This window comes from Kitasatospora terrestris, assembly GCF_039542905.1.
GTDB classification, from domain to species: domain Bacteria; phylum Actinomycetota; class Actinomycetes; order Streptomycetales; family Streptomycetaceae; genus Kitasatospora; species Kitasatospora terrestris.
In genome coordinates, this window is the sequence record NZ_BAABIS010000001.1 from 7773872 (window position 1) to 7789171 (window position 15300).

Below are 15300 nucleotides of genomic sequence, written 5' to 3' on the forward strand. Positions count from 1 at the left end.
ACCGGAACGCCGACGTCCCGGAGCTGCTCGCCGACGCCGAGGGCCGGGTGAACCAGCTACTGGCGCAAACGTGAGGGAAGCTCATATTGTGGCGGCATCCGCGTGGCCCGCGTGGCCCGCGTGGCCTTCGTGGCCGCCGTGAGATCGTCAGCATCGTCGACAGGGAGCCCGGCCGTGCCGCACCGCATCAACCTCCCGCAGGACTTCCGCTGGGGCGTCGCCACCGCCGCATACCAGATCGAGGGCGCGGTGGCCGAGGGCGGCCGCGGCCCGTCGATCTGGGACACCTTCTGCGACCGCCCCGGCGCCGTCCGGGACGGGCACAGCGGCGCCCGGGCCTGCGACCACTACCACCGGTATCCCGAGGACATCGAGCTGATGCGCGGCCTCGGCCTCGACGCCTACCGATTCTCGATCGCCTGGCCGCGCATCCGGCCCACCGGCAGGGGCCCCGTCAACGCCACCGGGCTCGACTTCTACGAACGGCTGGTCGACGGACTCCTCGACGCCGGCATCACCCCCTTCCCCACGCTCTTCCACTGGGACCTGCCGCAGGCCCTGGAGGACGCGGGGGGCTGGCTCAACCGCGACACGGCGCACCGCTTCGCCGAGTACGCGGCCGCCGTCGCCGACCGGCTCGGTGACCGGGTGCCCGCCTGGATCACCCTCAACGAGCCCTTCGTGCACATGGTCTACGGCTACGCGCTCGGCATCCACGCCCCCGGACACGCCCTGCTGCTCGACGCCCTGCCCGTCGCCCACCACCAACTGCTCGGCCACGCCCTCGCAGCCGGCGTGCTCGCCGAGCGCGGCGCGCAGGTACTGATCGCCAACAACTGCACGCCGGTCCGGTCCGCCACCACCTCCGCCGAGGACGAGGCCGCGGCCGACGCGTACGACGCCCTCCACAACCGCCTCTTCAACGACCCGCTGCTGCTCGGCCGTTACCCCGACCTCGCGGCCTACGGCGTCGGGCCCGACCTGGGCGGCGCGGTCCGCGACGGCGACCTCGCGCTGATCGCCGCCGCCCCGCTCGACGGCCTCGGCATCAACTACTACAACCCCACCCGGATCGCCGCCCCCACCGAGCCCGGCCTCCCGTTCGCCGAGGCACCCATCGACGGCGTCCCCCGCACCCACTTCGGCTGGCCCGTCGTCCCCGACGGCCTGCGCGAACTCCTCGTAGGCCTGCGCGAACGCTACGGCTCCGCCCTCCCGCCGATCACCATCACCGAGAACGGCTGCTCCACGGACGACCTGCTCGACGACACCGCCCGGATCGACTACCTGGCCGGCCACCTCGACGCCCTCGCCGCCGCGAGCGCCCAAGGCGTCGACGTGCGCGGCTACTTCACCTGGTCCCTGCTCGACAACTTCGAATGGGCCGAGGGCTACCACCAGCGCTTCGGCCTGGTCCACGTCGACTTCGAGTCGCAGAAGCGCACCCCGAAGTCCTCGTACGCCTGGTACCGCGAGCTGATTGCTGCTCATCGAAACCAGATTCCTGCGTAGTCGAGCCATCCGCTCGACGTTGTGCCCGTCGGGACCCATGCGGGTTCGAGAGCGCCCTCGGAGCGGAGGGTCGCCTCCGACGGACGTGCCGGCCGCCCGGACCGATCCGTGAGCGATGCGCAGGGCGAGACTCGCGGAGGGGGGACGCGCCCATGGCGTAGCGCTGAACCTGAGGCCGGGCTGGGCGGCAGGTCAGGAGAGGCGCGATGATGCCGCCGCCCGCAGCGGATCCCCGTCTCCCCGGTCACAGCGCGCAGCCTGACGACGCCGGGCACTGCCCGGCGAACGCAGTCCCCGGTCGGGGCCGTCCTCGCCCGGCGTGATTCCGATTGCCGTGCGTCCGGGCGGTCTACTTGGTTTCGACTCGTCCGATCGGGTCGGGGTCGGTTCCCAGCGCCTCGCATGCGGCCTGCCAGGCCGTGTCGCCGAGGTGGAGCCGGCTGCGGAGGTAGGCGGCAGTGAGCCGCCCGACGGCGGCGACCCGTTCGGGGTTCTCGTCGGTGGTCTCGGCGGCGTCGTATCCGGCGATCCCGCCGAGTCCGTGCTCCGCCCCGAACAGGGTGAGCAGGGACTTCGGGCCGGGGGCGAGGGTGTAGGGGTCGGCGTGCCAGTCCGGACCCACGTCGGTGAAGTGGCGGGAGTCGTCCTTGTCGCCTGCGACGACCAGGGTGGGAGCGGCCATGGTGGAGAAGTCGACGGCCCCGATGATCGGCCACTGCTCGGCCATGGGGCCGTTGAGGACGTCGCCGCCCCTGCCGGGCGCGGCGAGCAGTACGCCCGCCTTGATCCGCGACTCGACCAGGTGCACCACCTTCCCGGTGCCGGGGTCGTTGAGTCCGGCGCCCAGCAGGAGGGCCGCGGTGAAGCCGCCGAGGGAGTGTCCGGCCAGGGCGATCTTGGTGTGGTCGATCCGTCCGGCCAGCTGTGGCACGGTGCGCTCGATCACGTCGAGCCGGTCGAGGACGTGACTCATGTCCTCGGCGCGGGAGCGCCAGAAGTCCGGTGCGCCCGGGGCGTCGGCGACCAGGTGGCTCAGCGTCCGGGAGGTGAGGTGGGTGGGTTGGAGGACGACGAACCCTTGTGCCGCCCAGGAGTTGGCGAGCGGTGCGTAGCCGTTCAGCGATGAGAGGTTGTTCGACGGGCCGTGGCCGTGGGAGAGCAGGATGACGGGAAGACCGGTTCCGGACGCGGGAGCGGAGACGCGTACGTGGAGGTCCACGGGACGTCCGGGCACGGGCAGGGCCACCGGGCTGTACGACAGGACGGGGACGGGTGCGGTGGGGTTGGATGCGCTCATGGCGAGCGGTTCTCCTTACTGCGGTGGGTGCCGCGGCCGGCCCCGGTCGGGTGGCGGCGGGCATGGGGCAGTTGCGTCCCGCTTCGGCTAACCTGAAGCGGAACGCTGTCCCGTTTACTATCCGGAACATCGTTCCGCTTTGTCAACGGGTGTCGGAGGGAGAACCGTGTCCAGCGAGAGCCCCACGGGGAGGGCGTCGGCCCGGAGCAAGCGGTCTGACGCGCTGCGCAACCAACAGGCGCTGCTCGCGGCCGCCGCCGAGGTGTTCGTGGCCTCCGGCGTCGACGCGCCGATCCGCCGGATCGCGGCCAAGGCGGGTGTGGGGACGGGAACGATCTACCGGCACTTCCCGACCCGGGCCGATCTCGTCACGGCCGTGTACCGCCATCAGATCGAGGAGTGCGCGGAGGCGGGGCCGGTGCTGCTGGCCGGCGCCGACTCCCCGGTCGTCGCGCTGCGCCAGTGGATCGACCTCTTCGTCGACTTCCTGGTCACCAAGCACGGACTGGCCGACGCCATGCAGTCGGACAGCAGCGGCTTCGCCGCGCTGCACGGCTACTTCCTCGACCGTCTGCTGCCGGTCTGCGGGCGGCTGCTCGATGCCGCGGTCGATGCCGGTGAGATCAGGGCGGGCACCCGGCCCTACGAACTCATGCGCGGCATCGGCAACCTGTGCATCGGAGGCGGAGATCCGCAGTACGATCCCCGGCACCTGATCGAATTGCTCCTGTGCGGACTGCAGCGCCACCCGTCGGAGTGACGTCGACGGCAACTGCTCGGTCCGCGTCGACTTCGAGGGTCGGAAGCGCACCCCCAGGGCGTCCTGCGCCTGGTACCGCGACGTGATCGCCGCCCACCGGGCGCGGTCGCAGGGGTAGCCGGGCGCCCGCGCAGGAAAGCCGGGTCCGAGGCCCGTCGGCCGCCTTTGCGTGAAGGGTTGACTGCGCGTACGGAGTGATGCAGGCTGCGGCCGTCGCCTTCACCACACGTTCCACCCCTCGGTGGAGGAGAAAGCCTCGGCGCGATTGTTAGCGCTAACAGTTTCGGGTGGGCCTCCCTTGCGCGCACCAGGCGGCGTCCCACCCCGATCGAACGAACCGTTTCAACCGGCCCGCAGAAGATCCGCCCGCCGGCGCCCTGAACTCCTGTCCACCCGCAGCGAAGGAAGAGCCCGTGAAACGCAGTTCCTTATTCACGCGCCTGCTGGCCCCGATGGTCGTCGTCGTGGCGGCGATCAGCACGGCGCTGAGCACCGGCCTCAGCGCGACCGCCGCCCCGGTCACGTCCGCCGCTCCGGTCGCCGCTCCGGTCGCAGCCGCCGCCGCGGCCAGCGGCGGCTGCGGCAAGGCGCCGTCGCTGGCGAGCGGCACCCGCACGATCACCAGCAGCGGCCAGAACCGCAGTTACATCCTGCGGGTCCCCGCCAACTACGACCAGAACCGCCCCTACCGGTTGGTCTTCGGGTTCCACTGGCGGGGCGGCACCGCCAATGACGTCGACTCCGGCGGCACCGATGGGTACAACTGGTCCTACTACGGACTCAGGCGGCTGGCGGACGCCGACAACAACGGCACCGTCTTCGTCGCACCACAGGGCTTCGACAACGGCTGGGCCAACTCCAACGGCCAGGACCTCACCTTCGTCGACGACATGACCAGGCAGCTCGAAGCCGGCCTGTGCATCGACACGACGCAGCTCTTCGCCGCCGGTTTCAGCTACGGCGGCGGGATGAGCTACGCGCTCGCCTGCGCCCGGGCGACGGTCTTCCGCGGGGTCGCGGTCTACGCCGGGGCGAACCTCAGCGGATGCAGCGGCGGTACGCAGCCGATTGCGTACATGGGCCTGCACGGCCTCCGCGACAACGTCCTGCCCATCTCCTCGGGACGGGCACTCCGTGACCAGTTCGTCAGGAACAACGGCTGCACCCCGCAGAACCCGCCCGAGCCGGCCTCCGGCAGCCTGACGCACGTCGTCACCACCTACTCCGGGTGCAAGCCCGGGTATCCGGTGGTCTGGGCCGCGTTCGACGGAGCGGGCCACGACCCCGGTCCGATCGACGGGTGCACCTGCGACGGCTGGCGCACCTGGACGTCCGGTGAGGTGTGGAAGTTCTTCAGCCAGTTCGGCTCCAGCACCCCCACCCCTCCGAGCACCGGCCAGGAGATCGTGGGCCAGGCGTCGGGCCGCTGCACCGACATCCCGGGCTCCTCCACGAGCAACGGCACCCAGGCCCAACTGTGGGACTGCCACGGCGGCACCAACCAGCGGTGGACCTACACCGCGAGCAAGCAGCTCATGGTCTACGGCAACAAGTGCCTGGACGCCTCGGCCAAGGGGACCGGCAACGGGACCGCCGTGGTGATCTGGGACTGCAACGGGCAGACCAACCAGCAGTGGAACGTCAACTCCAACGGCACCGTCACCGGAGTCCAGTCGGGCCTGTGTCTGGACGCCACCGGCACGGGTACGGCGAACGGGACGAAGATCCAGCTGTGGAGCTGCTCGGGCGCGGGCAACCAGCAGTGGAGTTTCCGCAACTGACCAGGGCTCCGGGGCCGGTCCGCCCGCCATCGCGGGACCGGACCCGGCGCGCCCGCCATCGCGGGACCGGACCCGGCGCGCCCGCGGACTCCCGCGCCGGGTCCTCCCGCGCAGGGTTCTCCCGTGCAGGGTCCTCCCGCCCGGCACCGGAGTGCGCGGGGGAGGTCCTCACGACAACGCCGCCCGTCCCCGGCTCGGGTCGCCGCGCACGCGCCCTGGCTGTTTCGGCGAGCAGTCCGGCCAGGACGCCGGGGAGGTGCGGCAGCAGCGCGTCGACCTCTCGCCGCAGCCCCGGCACGAGCGGGGCGGCCGTCCCAGCAGTGCCACCACGGAGACCGGGCCCGGCCGGGCCGGTGACCCGGACCCGGGGTCGGCCGCGGAGATTCCACCGGGCGCGCGACCCCAGCACGCCATCCCCTGCCATCCCATCGAAAAAGGGACTCGAACAATGGAATTCACACGTCGGCGGTGGTCGCAACGCTTCCTCGCCCTGACGGCGATCCTTCTCTGCACGACGGCATTGCTTCCGGCCGCGGCCCACGCGGACAACCCGATCGTGCAGCACATCTACACCGCCGACCCGGCACCGCTGGTCCACAACGGCCGGGTCTACCTGTACACCGGGCACGACGAGGACAACTCGACGACTTTCAGGATGCGCGACTGGCGGGTGTGGTCCTCGTCGGACATGGTGAACTGGACCGACCACGGCTCGCCGATGAGCCTGGCGACCTTCAGCTGGGCCGGCGCGGACGCCTGGGCGGGACAGGCCGTCCACCGCAACGGCAAGTTCTACTGGTACGTGCCGGTGCGCATGGCCAACGGGTCGCAAGCCATCGGAGTCGGGGTCTCGGACAGCCCCACCGGGCCGTTCCGTGACGCGATCGGCGGCCCGCTGATCCAGAACTCCGAAATCGACCCCACCGTCTTCATCGACGACGACGGGCAGGCCTACCTGTATTACGGGAACCCGAGGCTGTGGTACGTGCGGCTCAACGCCGACATGATCTCGTACTCCGGCAGCCCGACGCAGATACCGCTGACCACCGCGGGGTTCGGCACCCGCACGGGAGACGCGAACCGGCCCACCCTGTACGAGGAGGGCCCGTGGTTCTACAAGCGGAACGGCCTGTACTACATGGTGTTCGCGGCGAAGTGCTGTTCCGAGTCCATCGCCTACTCCACCTCGCCCGGCCCGACCGGACCGTGGACGTACCGCGGCACCATCATGCCCACGCAGGGCGGCAGTTTCACGAACCACGTCGGCGTCGTCGACTTCAACGGCGGCTCGTACTTCTTCTACCACAACGGCGCTCTGCCGGGCGGCGGTGGCTACACCCGGTCGGTCGCGGTGGAGAAGTTCAGTTACAACGCCGACGGCACCATTCCGACGATCAACATGACGACGGCCGGGGCGCCGCAGGCCGGCACGCTCGATCCTTACGTCCGCCAGGAGGCCGAGACCATCGCGTGGGGCAGCGGCATCGAGACCGAACCCTCCAGCGAGGGCGGGATGAACATCGGCTGGATCGAGAACGGCGACTACACCAAGGTCAAGGGCGTGGCGTTCGGCGCCGGTGCCGGCTCGTTCACCGCCAGGGTGGCCTCGGCCACCAGCGGAGGCCGGGTCGAGCTGCACCTGGACAGTGCCACCGGGCCGACGGTCGGGACGTGCACGGTGTCAGGCACCGGGGGCTGGCAGACCTGGAGCACGGTCTCGTGCCCCGTCGCCGGTGCGACCGGGACCCACGACCTGTACCTGCGCTTCGCCGGTGGCAGCGGGTCCCTGTTCAACATGGACTGGTGGCAGTTCACCTCCGGCCGGCCCGCCTTCTCGTCGACCGCCGTCGCCCAGCACAGCGGCTACTGCCTGGACGACCCCAACCAGAGCACCGCCGACGGCACCCAGTACCGGCAGTACACCTGCGGCACCGGTGAGGAACAGCGGTTCGACTTCCGCCCGGTGGCGGGGGTGGCGGACACCTACTCCTTGGTGAACCGCTACAGCGGCAAGTGCCTCGACGTCGGCGGCGTCTCCACCGCCGACGGCGCGGCGGTCAACCAGTGGACCTGCCACGGCGGCACGAACCAGCAGTTCACGCTGCGACAATTCGCTGCCAACGACTACCAGCTCGTCGCGGTGCACAGCGGCAAGTGCGTGGACGTCAGCGGGATCTCCACCACCGCCGGAGCGCTGGTCCACCAGTGGACGTGTGACTCCGCCGCGGCTCTGGCCACCAAGAAGAACCAGGTCTGGCGCCTGACCGGCAAGAGCTGACCACCGCGGGGTCGGGCCCGGGCCGGCAACTCGTCGCCCGACCCCGTCCAGAACCGTTCGCCGGCCGGGCGGTGACCGGCGAGGCTGCACGCGAACGTCCTTGCGGCGTGACCAGTCGGCGCGCCCGGCCCGAGGCGGGCGCGCGCTGGAAGCTTCCCGGCGCGGACGGTGCCCGGACCCCGCGACACGCCTCCGCCATCGCGCCGTGCCGCAGCACGTCGACGTCGTCGATGCTGTCGGAGCCGGCGAGCATGCCCGCCGTGGGCGAGCGACATCGCCATCACGCTGCTCATGGTCCGGCCTCGCGCCGCCGACGGCCGCACCGCGTCCCCGGTTCCGGACGGGAGCCGACGTGGGTCGGGTGGGCCCGTGAAGAACGTGACTGATCAGGGACCACGGAACCGGAGGCCCGCGGCGGTCCCGGCCGGGGAGGTCTCCACCCGTGCCCGCGAGCCGAGTTGAGCGTTCGGCGCACCTGGGGGCAACCAATGCCCGGCCGCGTTCCGGTGACTCGATCGTTACGCACGCGGGTCGACGCGAGGGCTTGGCGGCCCTTATCGCAGGCCGTATGTTGTCGCAGGCAACAAACCGGGGCCGGCTGCTTCCCCGCTCCGTGCCCGTGCCCATCCCCACCCTTCATCAGCCACGCACGTCCGGCGCAGATCGGACACGCCTCGAAAGGACCCTGCCCATGCGCAAGGGATTCCTGTTCGCCACCGCTGCCGTGTCAGCGGCCCTGCTCTCCACGGTCACCGCCTGCGGCTCCTCGGGCTCCGGTGCCGACTCGGCGGGCGCCAAGAAGCCGAAGATCGGCGTGATCCTGCCGGACAGCAAGTCGTCCGTCCGCTGGGAGACCGCGGACCGGCCGTACCTCGCCGCGGCCTTCAAGGCCGCCGGCGTGGACTACGACATCCAGAACGCCGAGGGCGACAAGCAGGCGTTCCAGACCATCGCCGACCAGATGATCACCAGTGGCGTGAACGTGCTGGTCATCGTCAACCTGGACAGCGGCACCGGCAAGGCCGTCCTCGACAAGGCCAAGGCCCAGGGCGTGGCCACCATCGACTACGACCGGCTCACCCTCGGCGGCTCCGCCCAGTACTACGTCAGCTTCGACAACACCCAGGTCGGCAAGCTCCAGGGCCAGGGCCTGGCGAAGTGTCTGAGCGAGACGGGCGCCAAGAACCCCGTCGTCGCCGAGCTCAACGGCTCCCCGACGGACAACAACGCCACCCTGTTCGCCAACGGCTACAACAGCGTGCTGGACCCGCTGTACGCCTCCGGCGAGTACACCAAGGGCCCCAACCAGTCGGTGCCCGACTGGGACAACGCCCAGGCCCAGACCATCTTCGAGCAGATGTACACCAGCCAGCCGAACATCGGCGGGGTGCTCGCGGCCAACGACGGTCTGGCGAACTCGGCCATCGCCGTGCTGCGCAAGAACCACCGCAACGGGCAGGTCCCGATCACCGGTCAGGACGCCACCGTGCAGGGCCTGCAGAACATCCTCGCGGGCGACCAGTGCATGACCGTCTACAAGGCCGTTAAGAAGGAGGCCGACGCGGCGTCGGCCCTCGCGGTGGAGCTGGCCGGAGGCAAGAAGAGCCAGACCACCGCCACCGTCAACGACCCGACCGGCAAGCGTGACGTCCCGTCGGTGCTGCTGGCCCCCGAGGCCATCACCAAGAGCAACATCCAGGACGTCATCACCGACGGCTACGTCACCAAGGCGCAGCTGTGCACCGGCGACTACGACGCGCTGTGCGCGAAGGCCGGCATCAAGTAGGCGCTCGGCCCTACCGGTGGGCCCCGGCCGCCGCCGGCCCGGGGCCCGCTCCGCCCATCCCCAGGAGCCTCACCCATGACAGAAACACCGACTCTCGAGTTGCGCGGGATCGACAAGAGCTTCGGCCCCGTCCAGGTCCTGCACGACGTCGCGCTCAGCGCCTACGCGGGGGAGGTCACGGCACTCGTCGGCGACAACGGCGCGGGCAAGTCGACGCTCGTCAAGTGCATCGGCGGGATCCACCCCATCGACGCCGGTGACTACCTCTTCGAAGGCCGGCCCGTCCAGGTGCACAGCCCGCGCGACGCCGCCGCACTCGGCGTGGAGATCGTCTACCAGGACCTCGCGCTGTGCGACAACCTCGACATCGTGCAGAACATGTTCCTCGGCCGGGAGAAGCGCCGGGGCATGGTGCTCGACGACTCGACCATGGAGGAGATGGCCGCCGCGACGCTCAGGGGGCTCTCCGTACGGACCGTCAAGTCCCTGCGCCAGAAGGTCTCCAGCCTCTCCGGCGGCCAGCGCCAGACCGTGGCCATCGCCAAGGCGGTGCTGTGGAACAGCAAGCTCGTGGTCCTCGACGAGCCCACCGCGGCGCTGGGCGTCGCCCAGACCGCGCAGGTCCTGGAACTCGTGCGCCGGCTGGCCGACAACGGGCTGGCCGTCGTCCTCATCTCGCACAACATGAACGACGTCTTCGCGGTCTCCGACCGGATCGCCGCGCTCTACCTCGGACGGATGGCCGCCCAGGTCAGGGCCTCCGACGTGACCCACTCCCAGGTCGTCGAACTGATCACCTCGGGCCGCAGCGGCGACCTCGGCCCCCGGACCACCCCCAACGGAGCCGCCGCATGACCGCGCTCGCCCCCCAGAAGCCCGAGCGGCCGAACCGGCCCACCGACCCCGCGGAAGGCCGGCCCCTGACCGCCGGCCTGGCGGACATCGGCCGCGGCTACGTCCAGCAGGTGCGCGCGGGCGAGCTCGGCGCCCTTCCCGCCGTCGCCGGCCTGGTCGTGCTGTGCGTGTTCTTCTCCCTCCTGCGCCCGGTCTTCCTGTCCAACCTGAACTTCGCCAACCTGCTCACCCAGAGCGCGGGCAGCATCGCCATCGCCATGGGGCTGGTCTTCGTCCTGCTCCTCGGCGAGATCGACCTGTCCGCCGGATACGCCAGCGGTGTCTGCGCCGCGGTCCTGGCCATCCTGCTGACCGACCACGGCTGGCCCTGGTACGCCGCGGTCGCCGCCGCCATGCTGACCGGCGCGGTCATCGGCCTGCTCATCGGCACGCTCGTCGCCAAGGTCGGCATCCCCTCCTTCGTGGTGACGCTGGCCGCGTTCCTCGGTTTCCAGGGCATCGTCCTGATCCTGCTGAAGGAGGGCACGAACGTCTCCATCAAGGACCCCACCATCCTGGCCATCGCGAACGACAACCTCAGCCCCGCCCTCGGCTGGGCCCTGCTGGCCTGCTGCGCCGCCGGACACGCCGCCCTGCAACTGCGCCGCAGCCGCGACCGGCGCGGCCGGGGCCTCGCCGGCACCCCGGTGGCACTCCTCACCATCCGGACCGGCGCCGTCGTCGTGCTCGGCGGCGCGGCCGTGTACCTGCTCAACCAGGAGCGCAGCCGCAACATCGTCATCGGCTCCCTCACCGGCGTGCCCGTCGTCGTGCCCGTGATCGGGGCCCTCGTCCTGCTCGGGACGTTCACCCTGCAGCGGACCGGCTTCGGCCTGCACGTCTACGCTGTGGGCGGCAGCGCCGAAGCCGCCCGCCGGGCCGGGATCAACGTCACCTTCATCCGCACCGCCGCCTTCGTCATCTGCTCCTGCCTGGCGGCCGTCGGCGGCATCATCGCCGCCTCCCGGGGCAACTCCGTGGACCCCAACACCGGCGGAAGCAACGTCCTGCTGCTCGCCGTCGGCAGCGCCGTCATCGGCGGCACCAGCCTGTTCGGCGGTCGCGGCCGCGTCGTCGACGCCGTGCTGGGCGGCCTGGTCGTCGCGGTGATCCAGAACGGCATGGGCCTGATGGGATACAGCTCGGGCGTCAAGTACGCTGTCACGGGATCGGTTCTGCTGGTGGCTGCCGGTGTGGACGCCATGTCCCGCCGCCGCACAGCCCGACGATGAGGGTCGCCCGCCGATGAAAGCCGGTCCTTCCCAGGAAGAGGTCCGCCAGCACAACCTGGGTGCCCTGCTGCGCCTCGTGCACTTCGACGGGCCGACCTCGCGGGCCGTCCTGGCGACCCGGCTCGGCCTCAACCGCAGCACCATCCTGGGCCTGGTCGGCGATCTCGCGGCCGCGGGCCTGGTCCGCGAGGAGTTGCCGCAGGAGACCGGCCGGGCCGGGAGGCCCTCGCTGGTCGTCCGGCCCGAGCCCGCCCGCGTGCACGTCCTGGCGGTGGACCTGGGCGTGGAGCGCCTGGCCGCGGCCCTCATCGGACTCGGCGGCGTGTTCCTGGACCGGCGCGAGTGCCCCTGGCCCGACGGGCACCCGCAGGACCCCGCGCGGGTGGCCGCCGTCCTCGCGGGATTCGCCCACGAGATGCTGGCCCGCGCACCGGCCGGCAGCTCGTGCGTCGGCGTCGCCGTGGCGGTACGCGGCATCGTCCGCCACCCCGACGGGCTGGTCAGCCTCACCCCCAACATGGGTTGGAAGGGCGTCGACTTCGCCGGTGCGTTCGCCGACCGGCTCCGCCCGGACCTCCCGGACGTCCCGGTCCTCGTCGCGAACGAGGCCAATCTCGGCGCGCTCGCCGAGCACCGGCGCGGCATCGGCCGCGGAAGCCAGAACCTCGTCTACCTCCACGGCGAGATCGGCATCGGCGCCGGAGTGATCATCGACGGTGAACTCCTGCGCGGCGAACGCGGATACGCCGGCGAGGTCGGCCACATGACCGTCAACCCGTACCGGGGGCGGCCGTGCGGCTGCGGCGCCCGCGGCTGCCTGGAAGCCGAGGCGGGGGAGCGCGCCCTCCTGGAAGCCGCCGGCCGGGACGGCCGCGTCACCGGGGCCGACGCCGTGCGGTCGGTGGTCACGGCCGCGGACCGCGGGGACGTCACCGCGCGGGAGGCCCTGCACCGCGTCGGAGACTGGCTCGGCATCGGCATCGCGAACGTCGCCAACCTCTTCGACCCGGACCTGGTCGTCCTCGGCGGCACCCTCCGGGACGTCTTCCTCGGATCCGCCGCGCAGGTGCGCAGCCAGATCAACACCAACACCCTTGCCGCGGTGCGGGAGAACCTGCGGCTGCGGGTCAGCGAACTCGGCGCCGACACCGTCCTGATCGGCGCCGCCGAACTGGCGTTCTCCGAGGTGCTCTCCCGGCCGTTGGAGACGCTGACCCGGATCTCGGAGCAACGCCAGGGCCCGCCGGGCCCGCCCCGTGACACCGAGCCCGTCCGTACCCGGGCCGACTGACGCTTCCCGAACGGGAGCAGGCCGACGGGCCACCAGCCGCGGAGCCGCGGAACCGCGCGAGAGGACCCAGGACCCGTGGTGAACCCGCTCGACGCTCCGGACGCGGTGTCAGCCGTGGCGGAACAACTTGAGGAGTTGCTCGACGAATCCGTCTTCGTCTCGTTCATCCACCTGTTCCACGTGGTCCCGGTGGCCGGGACCGCACGCGGTCACGACTCGGTGAAGGGTCTCGCGCAAGCCGTGTTCGACGCGGGGCCCAGTGGGCACCGGGTGGGCTCGGTCGCGCTGTTCGAGTCCCCACGGGCGTGGCGGGACGTCTTCCGCCGACAGGTGACCGAGGGGATCATGAGCCCCGCCGCCAGGCACTCGGGCCCCGGCCCGGCCTCGCCGGCCGACATCCGGCGGGCCGGTGAACTCGCCGACGGCGTCGCCGACCTCATCGGAGCACATCTCGGACCCGTCCTGAGCTCGGGCGACGTCGACGGCCCGCACACGGGGTACATCTGGTGGCGCAACCTGCTGCTGGTCACCGGCGACTGGGCCACCGTCCTGCATTTCGGGATCTGCGACTGACCCGGCACGCCCCCGCCGACCGGGGCCGCGCTACGACTCCTCGCAGGTGGCCAGTGCGGTGCGCGCCAGTGCGCGCAGCCAGGTGTGGGCGGGGTCGGTGTCGTAGCGCTGGTGCCACGACAGGTACACCCGTGCCGCGGGGAGTTCGAGCGGAAGGGGGAGTGCGATCAGGCCGAGGTCGGCGACCGCGGTGCGGGTGGTGATTTCGGGGACGGTGATCAGGAGATCGGTGCCGCGCGCGAACTCCAGCGCGGCTGCTTCCGTGGGGGCGGCCGCCACCACGCGGCGGGTGAGGCCGAGCTGGGCGAGGGCGTCGTCGACGGCGTTGCCGAGGTTTCCGCGTCGTGAGACGGTGACGTGTTCGGCGGCGGCGTACTGCTGGGCGGTGACGGTTCGGGCGCGGGCGAGGGGGTGCCCCTGCCGCACGACGGCGACGAGCCGGGTCTCGCCCACGTGCTCGGCGCGGATGTCGGGTGCGCCCGGGAGGTTGGCGTTCGCCTCCAGATCGACCTCGCCGCGTCGCAGTCCGGGGGTGTCGGCGCTCGACTCCGCGACGAAGCGCAGTCGCACGCCCGGCGCCTGTCCGCGTACGGCCGCGAGCAGCGCGGGGCCGCTGAGGGCGACCAGGGAGTCGTGCCAGCGGAGCGTGAAGGTGCGCTCCAGCGTGGCCGGATCGAGTGCACGGCTCGGTGCCAGTACGCCCCGGACCTGGTGCAGCAGCTCGTGCACCTGCTCCCGGACGGCGATCGCATAGGGCGTCGGGGTCATGGTGCGGCCGGTGCGCACCAGGATCTGGTCCCCGGTCGTGCGCCGGATCCGGCCCAGACTCCGGCTCATCGCCGGGGCGGTGACGTGCAGGCGCTCGGCGGCCCCGGCCACGCTGCCCTCCTCCAGCAGCGCGTCGAGCGCGGTGAGCAGATTCAAATCCAATTGCACGGGAGTCATCCCAGTCGTGCTTGACATGCAGTTGAGGTTAATGGATGGGGCGGATAGCGTCGTCACCACGGCGCAGGACGGAACGCCCCGCCTGGCCCGGAATCCTCAACACCCCTTGCTCAGACGGGAGTACACCCATGTTCGAAACTCTTCAGACCACTGACGTCACCGTCTCCGACGCCGACCTGCTCGACCGGACCGCGGCCGCCGTGCGTGAGGCCGGTTCGGCCCTGCGCGAGCGGTACGGCGAGGTGGTCCGGTACACCAACCGCGAAGAGCTGATGATCGAGCTCGCCGCCAACGACGACACGGCCCTCGGCATCCTGCGCCCCCGCCTCACCGGCCTGCGCCCGGACGCCGGCTGGGTGGAGGACGAGCTGGACGGCGGGGCGCTGCCGCCCGGCGAGTGGTGGGTCGTGGATCCGGCCGAAGGCAACGTCAACCACCTGCACGCCCTACCGGAGTGGGCGGTGACCGCCACCCTCGTGCGCGACAACCAGCCGGTGCTCACCGCGGTCCACCTGCCGCTGACCGGCGAGACCTACACCGCGCTCACCGGCGCGGGCGCCCACCTCGACGGCCGGCCGCTGAACGTCTCCCAGACCGCGGACCTCGGCCTGAGCATCGTGGCCACCAGCCAGGCCCGGCCGGACGAGGACGAGAAGGTCGTGCGGCGCGTCGGCTCCTCGATCACCGCGATGCTCTTCGACGCGCTCGTCGTCCGCGTCGCCGTACCCGCGACCCTGCACCTGCTGGACGTGGCCGCCGGCCGGACGGACGCCTTCTGGCAGTTCGCCGGTGCCCGGGCGGACCTGCTGCCCGGCGCGCTCCTCGTCACCGAGGCCGGCGGGCGGATCTCCGACGCCGAGGGCCGCCCCTGGACCCCGCGGAGCGAAAGCTTCCTGGCCGCCGCGCCCGGCGTCCATGCCGAGGCCGTCGCCACGCTCTCCCGCTGACTCC

At 71.5% G+C, this 15300-nt stretch carries 12 protein-coding genes; 10 read left to right on the forward strand and 2 right to left on the reverse strand.

All coding sequences use genetic code 11. The features are described 5' to 3' along the window. Positions 1–174 precede the first annotated feature (174 nt). A complete protein-coding gene (locus ABEB06_RS35695; protein WP_345701080.1) occupies positions 175–1512 on the forward strand; it encodes a GH1 family beta-glucosidase in 1338 nt (445 codons plus the stop codon). A gap of 349 nt (positions 1513–1861) precedes the next feature. On the opposite strand, the gene ABEB06_RS35700 is transcribed toward ABEB06_RS35695, so the two are convergent. Further along, positions 1862–2809, reverse strand: coding sequence for an alpha/beta hydrolase family protein (locus ABEB06_RS35700; RefSeq protein WP_345701081.1), 948 nt, complete (start codon positions 2807–2809; stop codon positions 1862–1864). Positions 2810–2975: 166 nt separating this feature from the next. Here ABEB06_RS35700 and ABEB06_RS35705 point away from each other — a divergent pair, with 166 nt between their 5' ends. The 8 genes from ABEB06_RS35705 (at position 2976) to ABEB06_RS35740 (ending at position 13404) form a co-directional block, all read left to right on the forward strand. Then, complete coding sequence (locus ABEB06_RS35705; protein WP_345701082.1) at positions 2976–3569, forward strand: TetR/AcrR family transcriptional regulator; 594 nt, start codon at positions 2976–2978, stop codon at positions 3567–3569. 452 nt (positions 3570–4021) lie between these two features. After that, positions 4022–5350, forward strand: a complete 1329-nt coding sequence (locus tag ABEB06_RS35710; protein WP_345702096.1) for a ricin-type beta-trefoil lectin domain protein — start codon at positions 4022–4024, stop codon at positions 5348–5350. Positions 5351–5798: 448 nt separating this feature from the next. Further along, positions 5799–7628, forward strand: a complete 1830-nt coding sequence (locus ABEB06_RS35715; protein WP_345701083.1) for a family 43 glycosylhydrolase — start codon at positions 5799–5801, stop codon at positions 7626–7628. A 691-nt stretch (positions 7629–8319) separates the two neighbouring features. After that, complete coding sequence (locus tag ABEB06_RS35720) at positions 8320–9414, forward strand: sugar ABC transporter substrate-binding protein (RefSeq protein ID WP_345701084.1); 1095 nt, start codon at positions 8320–8322, stop codon at positions 9412–9414. A gap of 75 nt (positions 9415–9489) precedes the next feature. Continuing rightward, the gene (locus ABEB06_RS35725) at positions 9490–10269 is read left to right on the forward strand and encodes an ATP-binding cassette domain-containing protein (RefSeq protein WP_345701085.1); all 780 of its coding nucleotides are present in this window, start codon (positions 9490–9492) and stop codon (positions 10267–10269) included. Continuing rightward, positions 10266–11540 (forward strand): sugar ABC transporter permease, encoded by a 1275-nt coding sequence (locus ABEB06_RS35730; protein ID WP_345701086.1) that lies wholly within the window; start codon positions 10266–10268, stop codon positions 11538–11540. The genes ABEB06_RS35725 and ABEB06_RS35730 overlap by 4 nt, the downstream gene beginning before the upstream one ends. A 13-nt stretch (positions 11541–11553) precedes the next feature. Beyond that, positions 11554–12831 carry an ROK family transcriptional regulator gene (locus tag ABEB06_RS35735; protein WP_345701087.1) on the forward strand — a complete coding sequence of 426 codons (1278 nt, stop codon included), beginning with the start codon at positions 11554–11556 and terminating at the stop codon, positions 12829–12831. A 114-nt stretch (positions 12832–12945) separates the two neighbouring features. Beyond that, complete coding sequence (locus ABEB06_RS35740) at positions 12946–13404, forward strand: hypothetical protein (protein ID WP_345701088.1); 459 nt, start codon at positions 12946–12948, stop codon at positions 13402–13404. 30 nt (positions 13405–13434) lie between these two features. Here ABEB06_RS35740 and ABEB06_RS35745 read toward each other — a convergent pair whose 3' ends face one another. Further along, positions 13435–14340 (reverse strand): LysR family transcriptional regulator, encoded by a 906-nt coding sequence (locus tag ABEB06_RS35745; RefSeq protein ID WP_345701089.1) that lies wholly within the window; start codon positions 14338–14340, stop codon positions 13435–13437. A gap of 137 nt (positions 14341–14477) precedes the next feature. On the opposite strand from ABEB06_RS35745, the gene ABEB06_RS35750 reads away from it, so the two are divergent. Next, on the forward strand, positions 14478–15296 hold the full coding sequence (locus ABEB06_RS35750; RefSeq protein ID WP_345701090.1) for an inositol monophosphatase family protein: 819 nt from the start codon (positions 14478–14480) through the stop codon (positions 15294–15296). Positions 15297–15300 lie beyond the last annotated feature (4 nt).

What these genes read in the sequence shown, in the direction of transcription:
- ABEB06_RS35710 (WP_345702096.1), top strand. Translation starts at nt 4,022, where the DNA reads ATGGTCGTCGTCGTGGCGGCGATCAGCACGGCGCTGAGCACCGGCCTC.
- ABEB06_RS35720 (WP_345701084.1), top strand. Translation starts at nt 8,320, where the DNA reads ATGCGCAAGGGATTCCTGTTCGCCACCGCTGCCGTGTCAGCGGCCCTG.
- ABEB06_RS35725 (WP_345701085.1), top strand. Translation starts at nt 9,490, where the DNA reads ATGACAGAAACACCGACTCTCGAGTTGCGCGGGATCGACAAGAGCTTC.
- ABEB06_RS35735 (WP_345701087.1), top strand. Translation starts at nt 11,554, where the DNA reads ATGAAAGCCGGTCCTTCCCAGGAAGAGGTCCGCCAGCACAACCTGGGT.
- ABEB06_RS35700 (WP_345701081.1), bottom strand. Translation starts at nt 2,809, where the DNA reads ATGAGCGCATCCAACCCCACCGCACCCGTCCCCGTCCTGTCGTACAGC.
- ABEB06_RS35730 (WP_345701086.1), top strand. Translation starts at nt 10,266, where the DNA reads ATGACCGCGCTCGCCCCCCAGAAGCCCGAGCGGCCGAACCGGCCCACC.
- ABEB06_RS35715 (WP_345701083.1), top strand. Translation starts at nt 5,799, where the DNA reads ATGGAATTCACACGTCGGCGGTGGTCGCAACGCTTCCTCGCCCTGACG.
- ABEB06_RS35750 (WP_345701090.1), top strand. Translation starts at nt 14,478, where the DNA reads ATGTTCGAAACTCTTCAGACCACTGACGTCACCGTCTCCGACGCCGAC.